The organism is Halomonas sp. 18071143 (assembly GCF_019211725.1).
GTDB classification, from domain to species: domain Bacteria; phylum Pseudomonadota; class Gammaproteobacteria; order Pseudomonadales; family Halomonadaceae; genus Vreelandella; species Vreelandella stevensii.
Map to the genome: position 1 here is coordinate 1992235 of NZ_CP078120.1, position 17591 is coordinate 2009825.

At 61.5% G+C, this 17591-nt stretch carries 11 protein-coding genes; 7 read left to right on the forward strand and 4 right to left on the reverse strand.

Translation table 11 applies throughout. The features are described 5' to 3' along the window. Window positions 1–171: 171 nt before the first annotated feature. Genes queC through KVY02_RS09290 form a run of 4 tightly spaced genes read left to right on the forward strand, consistent with a single transcriptional unit; the run spans window position 172 to window position 2667 of the window. Window positions 172–879 carry a 7-cyano-7-deazaguanine synthase QueC gene (gene queC / locus KVY02_RS09275; RefSeq protein ID WP_218313397.1) on the forward strand — a complete coding sequence of 236 codons (708 nt, stop codon included), beginning with the start codon at window positions 172–174 and terminating at the stop codon, window positions 877–879. Continuing rightward, on the forward strand, window positions 879–1553 hold the full coding sequence (gene queE / locus KVY02_RS09280) for a 7-carboxy-7-deazaguanine synthase (RefSeq protein WP_218313398.1): 675 nt from the start codon (window positions 879–881) through the stop codon (window positions 1551–1553). The genes queC and queE overlap by 1 nt, the downstream gene beginning before the upstream one ends. Beyond that, a complete protein-coding gene (locus KVY02_RS09285; protein WP_218313399.1) occupies window positions 1553–2386 on the forward strand; it encodes a 6-carboxytetrahydropterin synthase in 834 nt (277 codons plus the stop codon). The genes queE and KVY02_RS09285 overlap by 1 nt, the downstream gene beginning before the upstream one ends. Beyond that, the gene (locus tag KVY02_RS09290) at window positions 2383–2667 is read left to right on the forward strand and encodes a YkgJ family cysteine cluster protein (protein WP_218313400.1); all 285 of its coding nucleotides are present in this window, start codon (window positions 2383–2385) and stop codon (window positions 2665–2667) included. The genes KVY02_RS09285 and KVY02_RS09290 overlap by 4 nt, the downstream gene beginning before the upstream one ends. Here the strand turns inward: KVY02_RS09290 and KVY02_RS09295 are convergent. Both KVY02_RS09295 and KVY02_RS09300 read right to left on the reverse strand, forming a co-directional pair. Continuing rightward, window positions 2664–6569 (reverse strand): AAA family ATPase, encoded by a 3906-nt coding sequence (locus KVY02_RS09295; protein ID WP_218313401.1) that lies wholly within the window; start codon window positions 6567–6569, stop codon window positions 2664–2666. The genes KVY02_RS09290 and KVY02_RS09295 overlap by 4 nt on opposite strands. Before the next feature lie 30 nt (window positions 6570–6599). Beyond that, window positions 6600–7256 carry a tRNA-(ms[2]io[6]A)-hydroxylase gene (locus tag KVY02_RS09300; protein ID WP_218313402.1) on the reverse strand — a complete coding sequence of 219 codons (657 nt, stop codon included), beginning with the start codon at window positions 7254–7256 and terminating at the stop codon, window positions 6600–6602. A 531-nt stretch (window positions 7257–7787) separates the two neighbouring features. Between KVY02_RS09300 and acnB the strand changes: the two genes are divergently transcribed. From acnB to KVY02_RS09315, 3 genes are all read left to right on the forward strand, one after another. Continuing rightward, window positions 7788–10391 (forward strand): bifunctional aconitate hydratase 2/2-methylisocitrate dehydratase, encoded by a 2604-nt coding sequence (gene acnB / locus KVY02_RS09305; RefSeq protein ID WP_218313403.1) that lies wholly within the window; start codon window positions 7788–7790, stop codon window positions 10389–10391. 143 nt (window positions 10392–10534) lie between these two features. After that, the gene (rraA, locus tag KVY02_RS09310) at window positions 10535–11029 is read left to right on the forward strand and encodes a ribonuclease E activity regulator RraA (RefSeq protein ID WP_081138114.1); all 495 of its coding nucleotides are present in this window, start codon (window positions 10535–10537) and stop codon (window positions 11027–11029) included. Between the two features lie 87 nt (window positions 11030–11116). Then, on the forward strand, window positions 11117–13000 hold the full coding sequence (locus KVY02_RS09315) for a glycerophosphodiester phosphodiesterase family protein (protein ID WP_371317422.1): 1884 nt from the start codon (window positions 11117–11119) through the stop codon (window positions 12998–13000). A gap of 21 nt (window positions 13001–13021) precedes the next feature. Here the strand turns inward: KVY02_RS09315 and ggt are convergent, their stop codons facing one another. Beyond that, window positions 13022–14809 (reverse strand): gamma-glutamyltransferase, encoded by a 1788-nt coding sequence (gene ggt, locus KVY02_RS09320; RefSeq protein ID WP_218313405.1) that lies wholly within the window; start codon window positions 14807–14809, stop codon window positions 13022–13024. Window positions 14810–14989: 180 nt separating this feature from the next. Beyond that, entirely contained in the window at window positions 14990–17374 is a 2385-nt protein-coding gene (ppsA, locus tag KVY02_RS09325) for a phosphoenolpyruvate synthase (RefSeq protein ID WP_218313406.1), read from the reverse strand. Window positions 17375–17591 lie beyond the last annotated feature (217 nt).

The following is a 17591-nucleotide window of genomic DNA, read 5'->3' on the forward strand; positions in this document are numbered from 1 at the left end:
GAGGGGTAGCTTATCACGCCAATTCCATTGACACACCGGATGCCGCCACCCGGGGCACTGGTCAGCAAGAGCGGCATTGCGTAAACTGCCCGCCTTCCGGACCGGACCCCGGAACACCGCCCTGCGGTTCAGGCAGGCACGACATAAATTCTCCGACCATGAGTACCCAGCATGTCATCCACTGCATCATCCGGCGCCCAGGCGCCATCCACCGTCGTCATCTACTCCGGCGGCATGGACTCCTATACCGTCCTTCACCGTGCGCTGCGCGAGGGCCTCGCTGTCCATGCGCTATCCTTCGATTACGGTCAGCGCCACCGTCGTGAACTGGACGTTGCACGTCAGGTATGTGAGTCCTTGGCCATCCCTCATCAGGTCGTCGATATTCGCGCCATTCACGGGCTGATCGACAACTCGGCATTGACCAACTCGGCCTTGGCCATGCCCCAGGGGGAGTACGATGCCGACTCGCTCCACAGTACTGTGGTGCCCAACCGCAATATGATCTTGCTGTCGCTGGCCATTGCCAAGGCGGTCAATATTGGCGCCAGCCGTGTCGACTATGGCGCACACGGCGGCGATCACGTGCTTTACCCCGACTGCCGCCCGGCCTTCGTCGAGGCCATGAACGACGTGGCGCAGATTGCCAACTTCGAGCCCGTCACCGTCCACGCCCCTTATCTGGCCTCCAGTAAAGCCGACATCCTGCGCGATGGGCTCGCCATGGGCCTCGATTACCGGCATACCTGGACCTGCTACGAAGGCCAGCAACTCGCCTGTGGGCAGTGCGGCAGCTGCCGTGAACGGCTGGCGGCCTTTGCCGCCAACCAGGCCACCGACCCCCTCGCTTACGCCACCCCTGCCGAGCGAGGCCGCTGATGTACCACGTCAAAGAAGCGTTCTACACGCTGCAGGGCGAGGGTGCCCAGGCAGGGCGCGCCAGCGTTTTCTGTCGCTTTACAGGCTGTAATCTCTGGTCGGGGCGTGACGCCGACCGAGCCACGGCCAAGTGCACCTTCTGCGATACCGATTTCATTGGCACCGATGGGATCAACGGCGGCCGCTTCGAGAGTGCGCAGCAGCTGGCACGGCATATCAAACAGCTGTGGCCAGCCAGCGCAGGTAGCGCGGTGCCCTACGTGGTGTTTACCGGGGGAGAGCCGTTACTGCAGCTCGATACCCCGCTCATCGCCATGCTGCACAGCGAAGGATTCGAGGTCGCCGTGGAAACCAACGGCACGCTGCCTGCACCCGCCGGAATCGACTGGCTATGCGTCAGCCCCAAGGGCAGCAACCCGCTGGTCATTGATCAGGGGGATGAGCTGAAGCTGGTATACCCGCAGCACGACGCCCCGCCCGAGCAGTTTGCCGCGCTGCACTTTCGACACTTTTACCTGCAGCCTATGGATCACGTCGCCCAGCATGCCGACACGATCCATACCACTGTCGCTGAGCGCAATGCCGCCACGGTGGCCGCCACGACGGCCTATTGCATGGCCCACCCCCAGTGGCGCTTGTCGCTGCAAACCCACAAGATCGCAGGATTCGATTGATGGCTTTATTCGTTCACCACCTGACCCATATCGATGTCTCCCTCTGGTGCCCTGAGCGCGGCTTGACCGGCTGCAGTTGGCAGGTCGACGCCCATCTGGATGGCGAACTGGGTGAAGACGGCATGCTGTTCGATTTTGGCGAAGTGAAACCCTGGATCAAACGCACGCTGGACAACGGGCTGGATCATACGCTGCTGGTGCCCACCAGGGCGCCTGGCGTAGAGGTCAGCGAGTGCGCAGAAGGCCTGTGCATTCGCACCACCACGCCCTATCCGATGGAAGTACGCGGGCCTGCGCAGGCGTTCACCCTGCTCCCCTGGGAACACATCTCGGTGGCAAGGGTGACCCAGCTCCTGAGCGAAGAGCTGACACGCGCTCGGCCTCGCAACGTCACCCGTGTCACCCTGAACCTGCAGGAAGAGCGTATCGAAGGCGCATCCTATGGCTACAGCCACGGCCTGAAACGCCATCTGGGCAACTGCCAGCGTATCGCCCATGGTCACCGCTCACGGCTGCATGTCTATCAACACCAGCAGCGCCAGCCCGCTCTTGAGGCACAATGGAGTGAATGGCTGGACAACCGTTACCTGCTGGAGCAGGCCGATGTGGCGGAGCAGACGGATACCACCCTGACCTGCCGCTACACAGCCGAACAGGGAGCGTTCTCGATCACCCTGCCCACTCACCGCTGCAGCGTGTTACCGGCACCCACCACCGTGGAAAACATTGCCCGTTGGCTGGCCAGCAGTATCGCCGAACAAACTCAGCAGGAAACCCATGTAGAAGCCTTCGAAGGTATCAACAAGGGGGCCACCGCGCAGGCAGCGCCATGACGACTCTGATTACCAGCGACCAGCAGGCGTCTTGCCGCATGGGCTGTGGCGCCTGCTGCATTGCCCCTTCGATCAGCTCGCCCATTCCCGGCATGCCAGACGGCAAGCCCTCGGGCGTTCGCTGCGTACAGTTGAATGAGCAAAACCTCTGCATGCTCTTTGGTGATCCCCGTCGCCCTGCGGTATGCCGTCAGTTCGACTTCGACAAGGAAGTGTGTGGCGAGCACCGAGAAGAGGCCCTCGCCACACTCTACGGGTGGGAAACCGCCACAGCCGGTTAGACCTCGCCGCCCAGGCTCACCGGGTGCGGCAAGCGACGGTCCAGCAGGCTGATCCAGCGCACCAGCACCGGCGCATCGCTATGGCTTACCTCGCCCAACAGTCGACGAAACACCTCTTTCGCCTGCTGGTCATTGGGCGCTATACGCGTAAGCCATAGCTCCAGCGCCGCCAACTCCTGATGGCGGTTGCCATGCTCGCGGGATTGCTGAATAGCCATTTCCGTCAACGCCTTGACCTCGTGGGCAGGGTGGCCCAGCAGGTCACGCACGCGGGCCAGTTGGGTAGCCAGCTCGGGCAGGAAAAGAGTCGTGCGCTCACGGGCAATCACCAGGCACTGGTCGAGATACTCTTCGGCTGCGTGCAGCTCACCCAGCTCGATACAGGCATCGGAGTACCACAGCACGGGCCGCTGGAAGCGGTCTCGGCCGTTCAATTCGGCCATCTGATCCAGGCTGTCGTGCATTTGCACCAGCCCGCCCTGATCCCCCGCCAACGCCCGCTGCCAACCCAGCACCCCCTGCGCGGAAATCTGCCAAAGCTGCAGGTCTGGCGTACCGGTCATGGCCGCGGCTCGCTCGGCATGCCGGGCCGCCAAGTGCACATGGCCCAACTGACGATACAATGCCGCCGCAAACATCAGCGCCATGGCCAGGGTACCCGGGTGGCCGATCTGCTCCGCCAGCCGAATGGCCGCCGCGACATGCCACTCTGCGCGATGGTAATCACCTCGCAGACAAAGCGCCCAACCCTGAAAACAGGCCGCCGTCACCTGGGGATGATCCGAGAACGGCAGCCACTCGATCATCATGGGAGCATTCAGCGGATCGATTTCGTCCAGGTGGTCGTGGGCCTGTTGAATACGCCCCGCCCAGTATTCACAGTGTGCCCGCGCATAATCCGCCAATCGGCGGTAGCGCGGGTCTTCCAGGCGAGCGGCGATATCCGCCAGGGTCGATGCCAGCGCAAAGGCGTCGGCATGGGCATAGCGCTGGCTGCGCCCCACCCATAGCCCCCACTTCACCAGGAAAATCTGCTCGAGGTCTGCCGGGTCGTCAGGCGTGTCGCTCCCGGTTTGGCGCAGCAGCTCACGGGCCTTCACAAAACTTTCATGGGCCGTGGGCGAACCGTGGCCTTCCAGGGCGAACGCAGCCTGACCACGAACCGTCAGCAGGCTGACTTCACGCTCTACCTCATGGGCTACGTGGCGCAGGCTGGCCAAGCCGAAGTCGGCCATGCGCAGCGCCGTGCGGTTGGCACTCACCTTGAGCGCTTCCCGCGCGGAGAGCTCGAAGTAGCGCGCCCCACGTGCATAGTGGCCGCTGCGCCGCAGATGCGTGGCAAAGTCTCCCGGATGGCGACTGATCCATACCGGAAAACGCTCCTCAATCAAGGTCACGACCTGCTGATGCAGCTTGACCCTGACGTCACGGGGACAGGAGAGGTAGGCCGCCTCTTGAAGCAACTGGTGACTGAACTGGTACTCATGATCACCGCCCTCCTTGTCGATGGGCTCGATGATCTCCAGCGCCCGCATGTGCTCTAGCGCTTGGCACAACCTGGGCTTTTCCCAACCGCTGCATTCGGCCAGCAAGTCCAGCCGAAAACGCTTGCCCAGCACCGCTGCAATATGGGCAATATCCCGGTCGCTTTCCAACTGATCGATTCGACTGGCCAGCAGCCCCAGCAGCCCCTTGGGCAGCTCGTCCAGCTGTACGCTGCGCCCTTCCCGTCGATCCATGTCGAGGCGACGACAGATCTCCTGCATATACAGCGGAACACCATCACAGCGCTCGATGATCTGGTTGCGCAGCCGTGGGCTCAGATGAATACGATAACGACGAGAAAGTTGCGACAGCAGCCGCGAAGACTGCAGTGCATCCAGCTTGCTCAGGGTGATCTGCTGATCCCAGTGCAGTTTGACCGGTAGCGGTTCGCGGCCGTGGTGGCTGGCCACCATCATGAAGGCCGTGTTGATCGACAGACGTGCCTGTAGCCCCGCCAACACTTTGAAAGAGGGTTCATCCAGCCACTGCAGGTCATCGATCATCAGCACCAGAGTTTGCGACACGGCACGATGGTCGATCAGCCGATGCAAGAGCTTCACCACCAGCTCCACGGCTTCGCCATTTTGAGTCAGCTGGCTGATTTCCTGAACTTCGCGAACCCCCAACGCCTCTTCCAGCAGCTGCTGACGCGCGCTATCCGAGGTATCGAGGCCCAGCGTTGCCTGCAGCGCATGCACGGCATCGAGCGTTGGCGGATGTTCGAAGTGCCAGGCCAGCAACGACCGGGCTACACCGTATGGGTCCAGTACCGAGAGCCGAGTAGTCGGAAGCCAGCAGATCGCCGCATCGCGGCTCAGCTCCAACTGCCGAAACCCCACCATCAACGCCGACTTGCCCATGCCCGAGGCACCCCGCACCAACACGCTTTGCCGCAAACCAATGCCAGCCCGTGCCAGCGCATCGCGCAAGGTGCGTAGCGAGGTTTCCCTTCCCACCAGGCTCGGTGGCAAGGCATCACGCCCGCCTTCGTTCTGGCCCAGCACCAGCGCACGTAAACGCACGCGGCCATCGCTGGCCACCAAACGCGATACCAGCCTGGGCTGCAAGTCCAGCGCCGGGGGCATGTGCTGGCTGGCTGCCTGAGAGATGACCAGCTCGCTTCCCTCAGCGGCACTCATCAACTCCAGAGACTCTTGCGTCACCTGGCCCAGCGGGTCGGCCAACTGGCGCTCGGGCAAGTAGACCACGCGCCCGCTGTGCAATCCGGCTGCCAGTTCGAATACCGGCGGTTCGCCGTCCCCGGCCCAGTGGCGACGGCTCTCCTGGGGTAGCGCCTGACGGCAGTGTTCGTAAAGCGCCACCAGCTCCGCCAGCTGATGGGCGGGGCCATGGGTACCGAAGCAGGCCAGACCCAAGCCCCCCGTTGCCCCCGGCAGCCAGAAACCGCCCAGATGGTGGCACTGCTGCTCCAACCATCTCAGCAGCTCCAGCTGCAAGGCCAGGCAGTTGCGGGTAGCCGCGCGATCCGGCCAGTCACCCTTCAAGCGCAAGCGGATGGCCATCACAGAAAGCTGACGCAGCTCGATCTCATCTTCGCGCAGCGGCTTGCTGTCCGCAGCTAACGCCCGCGAAAAGGCGCCCTGGGGCGACATCGCGCGCGGGTCGTGGTGACCATCCGACCAGAAACTGGCCAATTGCACGAAACTGGGCTCAGGCTGTTGTCCGGAGAGCGCCAGCAGTTGAAGGTAGCTGTTGTACTGCTCGTGAGCCGCAGCCATCTGGTTCTGCTCGGCTAGCTGCCGCACCCAGCGCTCGTGGAACGGGCCGTAGCCTGAAAAGCGGCTGACCAGTCCTTCCAGCATGGCATCCGGCACTTCGGCGTGTGCTTCCAGCACCTGTTCGGCAAAACGGATGACTCGTTGGCGCCACTCATTGCGCACTTGCACCAGCCAGCGCTGGAACTCGCTGCAGTTGCTGAGCTGCAGTTCCTCGATCAGATCCCCCTGGTAGCACTCCATCAGCGCTTCCAGCGTCTCCAGATCCTTGGGCCCTTCCAGCAGTTGCTGCAGCTCATGCAAATCCACCTGCCAGTGGGACGGCAGATGAAAGGCGATGGTCTGGCGCGACACGTTGAGGACGTGATCGGCATGCTCGCCCATGGATTGGCGCAGGCAGTGCAGCGCATGGCGCAGGTTGGTTCTGCCTGAGGAGAGGCCTTGGTCTGGCCACAGCAGCTCCGCAAGGGCGGCACGATTGACGGGCTGGCGATGAAGCAGCAGGTACACCAGCAGCGCCTTGACTTTGTCGTAGCTGAAATGAGTGAGCACGTCCTCCCCTTGAGTCAAGGAGAAGTGACCAAACAGGGTCAACTGATCTGTCTGTTGAGCATCACGCATGTTACACATCCTGCCTTGGCTAGCGGCGCATCACGCAGGCACGCCACTATGAAAACGAAAAGCCGTATCCGGAGACATGATCAGTTCCGCCTCACGAGCAACGAAGAAGGCGATGCGTTCGTCGATAGGCGCATCGGTCTGCTGGCGAGCCAGCAAGAGATAGTCTTCGAAATGACGCCCTTCGGACTTGACCAGGGTGCGATAGAACCTGGCCAGCTCTTCGTCCAGGTAAGGAATGAGTCGTGCAAAGCGCTCGCAGCTGCGCGCCTCGATCAGCGCCCCAATGATCAACAGGTCGATCAAGCGCTCAGGGTCCTGACTGCGTAAATGTTTTCTCAGGCCTTCGGCGTAGCGTGACGCCGTCAGATAGCGATAAGGAACACCACGACGCTCCATCAAGCCCACTACTTGCTCGAAATGAAGCAGCTCCTCGCGGGCCAACTGAGACATCTTGCTCAACAGCAGCGGCTGGTCCACATAGCGATACAGCAGGCTCATGGCCGTGGAAGCCGCCTTCTTTTCACACTGCGCGTGATCGATCAGCAGCGTTTCAGGGTTGGCCAATGCCCACTGCAACCAGGCATCGGGGGTTGGGCAAGCTAAAAACTCATGCAAACTTTCGGGCAACAGATCATCCGCTTGCAGCGCATGATCCGCTGTTTGCAACGCCATTAATTGTATCGACATAACACCAGCACCAAGCGTTTATCACACTATTGTACAATATATAAACGCCAATGGCGTCCGTTCCCTGATTGGATCGAGGATGAACAAACCTATCTGCCAGCCTCGCTTAAAAATGCGTCAACGCTAATGTATAGCAAGCCTGAATCACGCTCCACACGGGAATCACGCTTGCCGAGGCTACCCAGCTCTAAAGGCCAGCACTCGCTTGGCAGTCATGGTAACGCGGCATCACGATAATCACACCAGCCGTCACCTAAAAACACGCCTATCGGTAAAAATCTTTCATGTTTACGGCACATTAATCAAAAAAACCGCCCTCAGGAAAGCGGCTTTCAACATCTCAACACAAAGTACAAGTAGGCATCCCGCCTGACTTCTTAACATTGTCGACAGTTTCCCGTAGAATCCGAGCCATCCACCAGACGCTGATTCTCAAGCGTATGTCATGTGATCGAAGGATGTCCTTGTTACCGTGCAGGCGTCTTTTGCTACCACTGATGATCACTACCAAGAAGATGAGAGGGCCCCAACGTGCTTGAAGCTTACCGCCAACATGTCGAGGAACGCGCTGCAGAGGGCGTCCCAGCCAAGCCCCTGACCGCCGAACAAGTCGCCGACCTGATCGAGCTGCTGAAGAACCCGCCGGCCGGAGAAGAAGAGTTCATTCTGGACTTGATCACCAACCGGGTACCGCCGGGCGTCGACGAAGCCGCCTATGTCAAAGCGGGCTTCCTGACCGCGTTGGCCAAAGGCGAGGCGTCCTCGCCGCTGATCGACAAGGTCCATGCCGTCAAACTGCTGGGCACCATGCAGGGCGGCTATAACATCGTTTCCATGGTCGAGCTGCTCGATAACGAAGAGCTGGCACGTGAAGCGGGTGAGCAGCTCAAGCACACCCTACTGATGTTCGATGCGTTCCACGACGTGGAAGAGCGCGCCAAGAATGGCAACGCCGTCGCCAAGGACGTCATGCAGTCCTGGGCCGACGCCGAGTGGTTCCTTTCCAAGCCTGCGCTGGAAGAGAAAATCACCCTGACCGTCTTCAAGGTCCCGGGTGAAACCAATACCGACGACCTGTCGCCCGCGCCGGATGCCTGGTCGCGCCCGGATATCCCGCTGCACGCCAACGCCATGCTCAAGAACGAGCGTGACGGCATCGAGCCTGAAGTACCCGGCACCACTGGCCCGCTCAAGCAAATCGAAGTCGTCAAAGCCAAAGGCTATCCGGTAGCTTACGTGGGCGACGTAGTCGGCACAGGCTCTTCGCGCAAATCAGCCACCAACTCGGTGCTGTGGTTCTTCGGTGACGATATCCCTTACGTTCCCAACAAGCGCGGCGGCGGTTTCTGCTTTGGCGGCAAGATTGCCCCGATTTTCTTCAACACCATGGAAGATTCAGGCGCCCTGCCGGTAGAGATGGATGTTTCCAGGCTGGAAATGGGCGATGTCATCGACATCTACCCCTATGAAGGCAAAGTGTGCAAGCACGGCACCGATGAAGTGCTCTCCACCTTCGAGCTGAAAACCCAGCTGATTCTCGATGAAGTGCGTGCAGGCGGTCGTATTCCGCTGATCATCGGCCGTGGCCTGACCGGCAAGGCGCGCGAGTCCCTGGGCTTGGCGCCGTCAGACGTTTTCCGTCTGCCGGACCAGCCTGCCGATACCGGCAAAGGCTTCACGCTGGCACAGAAGATGGTCGGCAAGGCCTGCGGCCTGAACGGCGTGCGCCCCGGCATGTACTGCGAGCCGAAGATGTCTACCGTCGGCTCCCAGGACACCACTGGCCCAATGACCCGTGACGAGCTGAAAGACCTGGCCTGTCTGGGCTTCCAGGCCGACCTGGTCATGCAGTCCTTCTGCCACACGGCTGCCTATCCCAAGCCGGTGGACGTGGACACGCACCACACCCTGCCCGACTTCATCATGAACCGCGGCGGTGTTTCACTGCGCCCCGGCGACGGTATCATCCACAGCTGGCTGAACCGCATGCTGCTGCCGGACACGGTCGGCACCGGCGGTGACTCCCACACCCGCTTCCCGCTCGGTATCTCCTTCCCGGCAGGTTCTGGTCTGGTTGCCTTTGCTGCTGCCACTGGCGTCATGCCGCTGGATATGCCCGAGTCCGTTCTGGTGCGTTTCAAGGGTGAGCGTCAGCCTGGCGTCACGCTGCGCGACCTGGTTCACGCCATTCCTCTCTACGCCATCAAGCAGGGTCTGCTGACGGTCGAGAAATCCGGCAAGAAAAACGCCTTCTCCGGCCGCGTGCTGGAAATCGAAGGCCTCGAAGACCTCACCGTCGAGCAAGCCTTCGAACTCTCCGATGCCTCGGCCGAGCGTAGTGCGGCTGGCTGTACCATCACGCTGTCCGAAGAGAGCGTGACCGAGTACCTGAAGTCCAACATCACGCTGCTGAAGTGGATGATTGCCAACGGCTACGGCGACGAGCGTACCATCAGCCGTCGTATCGAAGGGATGGAAGCTTGGCTGGCCAACCCGTCACTGATGCGTGCGGATAAAGACGCCGAGTACGCCGAAGTCATCGAGATCGACCTCAGCGAGATCAAGGAGCCGGTGCTCTGCGCTCCCAACGATCCGGACGACGCTCGCCTGCTCTCCGACGTGGCTGGCGAGAAGATCGACGAAGTGTTTATCGGTTCGTGCATGACCAACATCGGTCACTTCCGTGCCGCCGGTAAACTGCTCGAGAAACAGCCTGCGGGTAGCCTGAAGACCCGCCTGTGGTTGGCACCGCCAACCAAGATGGATCAGCACCAGCTGACCGAAGAGGGTTACTACGGCATTTACGGCCGTGCAGGCGCCCGCATGGAAATGCCGGGATGTTCACTGTGTATGGGTAACCAGGCGCGTGTCGCTGCCAAGAGCACCGTCGTGTCTACGTCTACACGTAACTTCCCGAACCGCCTGGGGGATGGCGCGAACGTCTACCTCGCTTCGGCGGAGCTGGCAGCGGTAGCCGCGGTGGAAGGCCGCCTGCCGACAGTCGCTGAGTACCAGCGCTACATGGGCGAATTTGACGCCCTGGCCGGCGAAATCTATCGTTACATGAACTTCCACGAAATCGAGGAGTATCAGAAAATTGCCTCGAACGTGATTCCAGTAGCGCAAGAGGCTTAAGCGCCAAGGCTACTGACCCATCGCCGATGCTCGCAACATCGCAGAGACGCCACGCGACTCTGAGCCGATGACCGAACGCCCCTTCCCTTGCAGGTTGGGGCGTTTTTATTACCCACAGTGTCATTCATGGACAGGAGACTCTCATGACGACCACACCTCACGTCGTGACCCCCGATTTGTGCGACCAGTACCCGGACGTCAAAGTACTCGAGCCGATGTTTGCCAACTTTGGCGGCGTCGATAGCTTTTACGGGCCTATTCGTACCGTCAAATGCTTTGAAGACAACTCCATGGTCAAGCAGGCCGTCGCCGAACCCGGCGAAGGCGCCATTCTGGTGGTGGACGCAGGCGGCTCTCATCGCTGCGCCATGTTGGGCGACATGCTGGCTGAACAAGCTGCCAAAAACGGTTGGGCAGGCGTCATCATGTATGGCTGTGTGAGAGACGTAGACATTCTGGCCACCCTGCCACTGGGCGTGCAAGCGCTGGGCAGCCACCCTCGTCGCAGCGAAAAACATGGCGAAGGCCAGCGCGACGTGGCGGTGACCTTTGCAGGCGTCACGCTGCAGGTGGGTCAATGGCTTTACGCCGACAATAACGGCATCATCGTCGCCGAACAGCCGCTCAAGCTCTCTTGAACGCGCCGATCCCCTGCTAACCCGCCAGACTTGTCAGTGGTGGCAGATAGTGCCACCCTGATATTTCATTTTCATGCCACGGACACCATGCAGCCGCTCAAGCCACTGGGCTACGCCCTACTTCGCACCCTTCGTGACCACCTGCGCCCACTGATTGCCTACCACCTGCTATTCACGCTGTTGGCATCGGCCGTGGTGTTGCCACTGGTGGCCTGGGGCTCCCAGCGATTCATGGCCCAGCTCAACCGTACCGTGGTCACCAACGACGCCCTGTTGGCGCTACTGTTCAGCCCCCTCGGACTGTTCACCCTGCTGGCGGGCCTTGCGGTAACCTTCTTGCTGATCTATTGGCAGCAAGCGGGCATGCTTCAAGTGGCCAGCAGGCCCAAGGACAACCACTACCGCCTGGCCCTGGAGGCCCTGTGGCTCAGCACTCGGCGCCTACCGGCACTGCTGCTGCTGGTGATCCTGCAGGTGGGCGCCCACCTGCTGCTGCTGGCCCCGTTCATGGCAGCCATCGCCTGGCTATACGATCTCTGGCTCAGCGGCCTGGACCCCTACTATCTACAGCGTGTACGCCCACCAGTGCTGTGGTACTTCATCGCCTGCGCCTTACCGGTCGTGCTGCTGTGGATGAGTCTGGCGTCGTGGCTATATCTGCGCTGGCTACTGGCGCTGCCGCTGGTGGCGCTGGAGCACTGCCACCCCCTGCAGGCCTTGAAGCGCAGCGTGCACCTCACCCGTGGCTGGCACCGCTCCATTGGCGCGGCGGTGCTGCTGTTACTGCTCGTCATCATTGCCCTACCGATTGCCACCACCTGGCTCTACGATACCCTCGTCACGCCGCTGCTCTGGTGGCTTCCCGAGCACAGTGCCGTGCTGGTGCCCGCGATGCTGGCCTACCTGACCGGCTATGTCCTGATCACCCTGACCATCACGTTTCTGGGCATTACCACCCATGCGCTGCTGTCGGCCTGCCTTTACTTGCAGCTTGCCTATCGGGAGGCTCGGCCTGCCGCTCCCGAGAATTCACAAACAGGTCGATTGGCCTGGGCACTGGAAGTGTGTGTCTTGCTGATTGCCGCACTGCAAGCCTGGTGGATACTCAACAGCTTCGAAATACGCGATGACGTCGCCATCATCGCCCACCGGGGCAGCTCCATGGTGGCGCCTGAAAACACCCTGGCTGCCGTGCGCCAGGCACTGGAGGATGGTGCCGATGCCGTCGAGCTGGACGTGCGCCTCAGCGCCGACCAACAGGTCATGCTCTACCACGACCGCACGCTGGCCAGGCTCACGGGGGACCCCAGGGAGTTTGGCGAGCTGACCCGAGCCGAGCTGAGCGAGTTCGATGTGGGTAGCTGGTTTGGCGATGCCTTCCAGAACGAACGAATCGCCGGGCTGGACGAGACCCTGGCACTGGTGAGAGGCCACGCCGCGCTGATGATCGACATGAAGCCGCTACCAGGCCAGGAGGAAGCGTTGGCACAGGCGGTACTGGATGAGCTGGAGGCAGAAAACGATCGCCGCTATCGCTGTTGGGCCACCCAGCATGATGCCTTGGATGGAATGGCTGCCTGCGGCTTCCCGAATACGCTGCTGGAAATGCGCATGGCCACCATGTCCCCCGCGCTGGTCAGCTTCATCAAGCAGCGGGCGCCCGAACTGAGGGTGACACTACTGGCGCAGCTGATACTTCCCGGCACGCTGGACCGCCGTCAATTCGATGCGCTGGGCTTACGGCATAACCGCATTACCCGTCAGGAGGTTCGCCTGGCGGCCCTCTACGGCTATGAAATCCACGCCTGGACGGTCAATGATCGGGCCAGAATGTCGGCGCTGATTGATCTTGGCGTAGACGCCATCATCACCGACTACCCTGACCGCTTGAGAGAATTGCTCGAAGACCGCCACGCCATGAGCGATGGCGGCCTGATGCTGGTAAAACTGCGCAACTGGCTACGTCAGTAGCGCATCGCTGCGGTCGCGGGCTTACTCGCCCATGACCACGCCCTCACGACGCGGGTCGGCGCCACCAAACAGGGTGCCGTCTCCCAGTTTCATGATGGCTTGCAGGCCACTGGTCAATTCCCGCTCACTCACCTGATGGCCGCGCTCACGCAGTGCGTCGGCGGTTTCTTCAGAGAATCGGCCCTCTTCCAGATAGACATCGCCCCCCAGGGTGATGGCATGGGGCAGGTCCAGCGCTTCCTGGGCATCGAGCCCCCAGTCACGCATGGCCACCAGGCTTCTGGCCGTGTAATGAATGATCGCTGCACCACCTGGCGAGCCCAAGCTGGCCACCAGCTCGCCGCTTTCCAGATCGAACACCAGCGTTGGGCTCATGCTCGAACGGGGACGCTTGCCAGGCTCTACCCGGTTGGCCACCGGGCGGCCGTCGCTTTCCGGCTCGAAGGCGAAATCGGTCAGCTCGTTATTGAGCAGATAGCCCCCTGCCAGCCCCGTGCCGCCGTCTGCCAGGATACGTGAGCCGAAGGCTTGCTCGATGGTCGTGGTCATGGCCAGCGCATTTCCATCGCCGTCCACGATGCTGATGTGGCTGGTGCCATACTCGGGCTGTTCGGGCTGGCTGGCAAAACTCACTTCCAGCTCACCGGGATTGCCTGGCTCGACGCTATCGCCCAGCGACTCCTCGCCCATCAAACGGCTGCGCTGATTGAGATACTCCGGGGCCAGCATCGTAAGCCAGTCGCCTCCCGGCGCCTCGACAAAATCAGGATCGCCGATGTAGCGGCCCCGGTCGGCAAAGGCCAGCCGAGACGCTTCGAGAAACTGATGCAGCCAGCCGCTGCTGGGCACACCGTTATCCAGCGGCGCTTCGATCAACGGCTGCTGATCGAGAATACCGAGGATTTGCATGACGGTGATATGGCCCGATGACGGCGGCGGGAAGCCGCACACTTCCCACTCCTGCCAGGGCGTACAGATCGGCTCGCGCTCCACCGGCTCGTAGCCGCTCAGGTCCTCCAGGCTCATCTCGCCCGGGCGCTGCGAATGGGACTGCACTCGGGCCACCAAGTCTTCGGCGATCTCGCCTTCGTGGAAGGCACTGCTGCCCTCATCCGCCACTCGACGCAAAATGGCGGCCAGCGCGGGGTTGGTCAAGGTGTCGCCCACGGCCAGCGGCTCGCCTGCTTCATCGTAGTAGAACGCTCGGGCCAGCGGGTCCTCGCGCAACGCCGTGTCGTTGGCCAGGCTGGTATGCAGCCGGTGGCTGACGGCAAAGCCCTCTTCCGCCAGCGTAATGGCAGGGGTAAAAAGCTCTCGCCAGGCGAGTTGACCATGTTCGGCGTGGGCCTGCTCCAGCATGCGCAGCACCCCCGGCACCCCCACAGAGAGACCGCTGGCCACCGCGTCCATGAACGGTAGCGGCTCGCCATCTTCCATGAACAGCTCACCGGTGGCCGCCGACGGTGCAGTCTCGCGACCATCGAAGGCCTGCACATTGCTGCCATCGTAGTGCATCAAGAAGGCACCGCCGCCGATCCCACTGGACTGCGGCTCTACCAGGGTCAGCACCATTTGTACGGCCACGGCGGCGTCGATGGCGTTACCGCCGGCCTTGAGCACTTGATACCCCGCGTCAGTGGCCAGCGGGTTCGCCGCAGCAACGGCAAAGGATTCCACGGCCCAACCGGGCTTCTCCTCATACCCTGAGCCTACTTCCGGTGACATCTCGGGAGCCTGGTAGCTAAAGCCCCAGCTCACCATGGGAACGAGTAGTAAGCCCGTCAGGGGGATTGCCCGTTTAGGCAGCATAGTCTTTCTCCTTTTCAGCAGGGTGCAGGCAGATATCGCGTAGGGCCACGGGGGCGGCGTCATCCAGAGCGGCGTCATCCAGAGCGGTGTCATCCAAAACAAAGCGTAGCCTATAAAACCCGTGCGCCCGGCACAATGGCCGGGCGCAAATCGAACAGCAGGCTAACTAATCCATGGATGTCAGGCGATACTCTCTCCTGCCAGCATGAACCAGGTTTCGAGAACCGCGTCCGGGTTCAGCGATACCGAGTCGATCCCTTGCTCCATGAGCCACTTGGCGAGGTCCGGGTGATCCGAAGGCCCCTGGCCGCAAATCCCCACGTACTTGCCTTGCGCCTTGCACGCCTGAATGGCCATGGCCAGCAGCTTTTTGACCGCTGGGTTACGCTCATCGAACAGGTGGGCCACGATGCCCGAGTCGCGATCCAGCCCCAGGGTCAATTGCGTCAGATCGTTGGAGCCAATCGAGAAACCGTCGAAGTACTCGAGAAACTCATCGGCCAGCAGCGCATTGGCAGGCAGCTCGCACATCATGATGATCTTGAGGCCGTCAGGGTCGCTGCTACCGCCGCGCTTCAGGCCGTTGGCGGCCAAGAGCTCGACCACTTCCCGGGCCTCATCGGGGGTACGCACGAAAGGCACCATGATCTCGACGTTGGTGAAGCCCATCTCTTCACGCACGCGCTTCAGCGCCCGACACTCCAGCTCGAAACAGGGGCGGAAGGCGTCGGAAATATAGCGAGAGGCGCCACGGAAGCCCAGCATGGGGTTCTCTTCACCCGGCTCGTACAGCTTGCCGCCAATCAGGTTCTCGTATTCGTTCGATTTGAAATCCGAGAGGCGGACGATCACCCGCTGCGGATGAAACGCCGCCGCCAGGGTGGAAATCCCCTCCACCAGCTTGTCCACGTAGAAACTGACCGGGTCGGCGTACCCTGCCGTACGCAGGTCGATCACCTGCTGAAGGTCCACCGACAGCGTTTGATAATCCAGCAGCGCCTTGGGGTGCACACCAATCATGCGGTTGATGATGAACTCCAGGCGCGCCAGCCCCACGCCCGCGTGGGGAAGGCTGGCAAAGCCAAAGGCACGGTCCGGGTTGCCCACGTTCATCATGATCTTGAAAGGAATCTCCGGCATGGCATCGACGCTGGAGACGTTGCAATCGAAGGCCAGCAGGCCTTCATACACATGGCCGGTATCGCCCTCGGCACAGGAGACCGTCACGTCGCTGCCTTCCTGCAGCTGCGTGGTGGCATCTCCACAGCCCACCACCGCGGGTATGCCCAGCTCACGGGCAATGATCGCCGCATGACAGGTACGCCCGCCCCGGTTGGTGACGATGGCCGATGCACGCTTCATGATCGGCTCCCAGTCGGGGTCGGTCATGTCGGTAACCAGGATGTCACCCTCCTGGATCTTGTCCATCTCGTCGGGGCTGAGCACGATCTTGACCGCACCACGACCAATGCGTTGCCCGATGGCCCGGCCAGTGATCAGCGTGCGGCCCTTCTCGCGCAGCTGGAAGCGCTCCAGCTTGCCGCCCTCCTGCTGGGAAACGACGGTCTCAGGACGTGCCTGCACGATGTACAGCTGGCCGTCATCGCCATCCAGAGCCCACTCGATATCCATGGGCCGCTGGTAATGCTGCTCGATGGTGACCGCCTGACGGGCGAGGTCCATGATCTGCTCGTCGTCGATACAAAACCGCCCGCGATCCTTGTAAGGCACGTCAACGGTTTCCACGGAACGACCTGCGCTGGCATCCTTGCCGTACACCATCTTGATCAGCTTCGACCCCAGGGTACGACGCAGCACGGCGGGGCGCCCAGCGGCCAGCGTGGGCTTGTGCACATAGAACTCGTCAGGGTTGACCGCGCCTTGCACCACGGTCTCGCCCAACCCCCAGGAAGCGGTGACGAACACCGCGTCCCGGTAGCCGGACTCGGTATCCAGGGTAAACATGACCCCAGACGCACCGGTTTCGGAGCGCACCATTTTCTGCACCCCGGCGGACAGGGCGACGTTTTCGTGGGCATAGCCCCGATGCACGCGGTAGGAAATAGCACGATCATTGAACAGCGAAGCAAAGACTTCGTGGACCGCGTGCTTGATGTTGGCCAGGCCTTCGATATTGAGGAAGGTTTCCTGCTGACCGGCAAACGATGCATCCGGCAGGTCTTCCGCCGTGGCGGAGCTGCGTACCGCGACCTTCAGGCCGGGGTGTTTCGCCTGCAGCTGCTGATACGCCTGCTCCAGTGCTGCTTCGAAGGCGGGCGGCAACGGCGTCTCGATGATCCACTGGCGAATACGCTTGCCAGCCTCGGCCAGCGCCTTGACGTCGTCGACGTCCAGCCGTGCCAGGGTGTCGTTGATACGGTCGTTGAGGCCTTCGTGGGAGAGAAACTCGCGATATGCATGGGCCGTAGTGGCGAAACCGCCGGGCACCGTGACACCCACACCGGCCAGGTTGGAGATCATTTCGCCAAGCGAGGCGTTCTTACCACCCACGCGTTCGACGTCCGCCATACCCAGCTGATCGAACCACAGAATGTACTCTTCCACGCAACCCCCTCACTCAGACATTGATGCAACCGTTGGGACGACACCCATTCACGCTGTCACCCTAGCATCGCGGCCCCCTATTCGCCATTGGTCTAACAGCGCAGGGAGTGGAGGATTTTTACAACAACGGCCGGAAACACGGCGTTTATGTAGTCAGGCAGGATGCCGACCTGTTTGCGCAAGCCCAATCGCAAGTACCCTGCACACGAAAACCCTG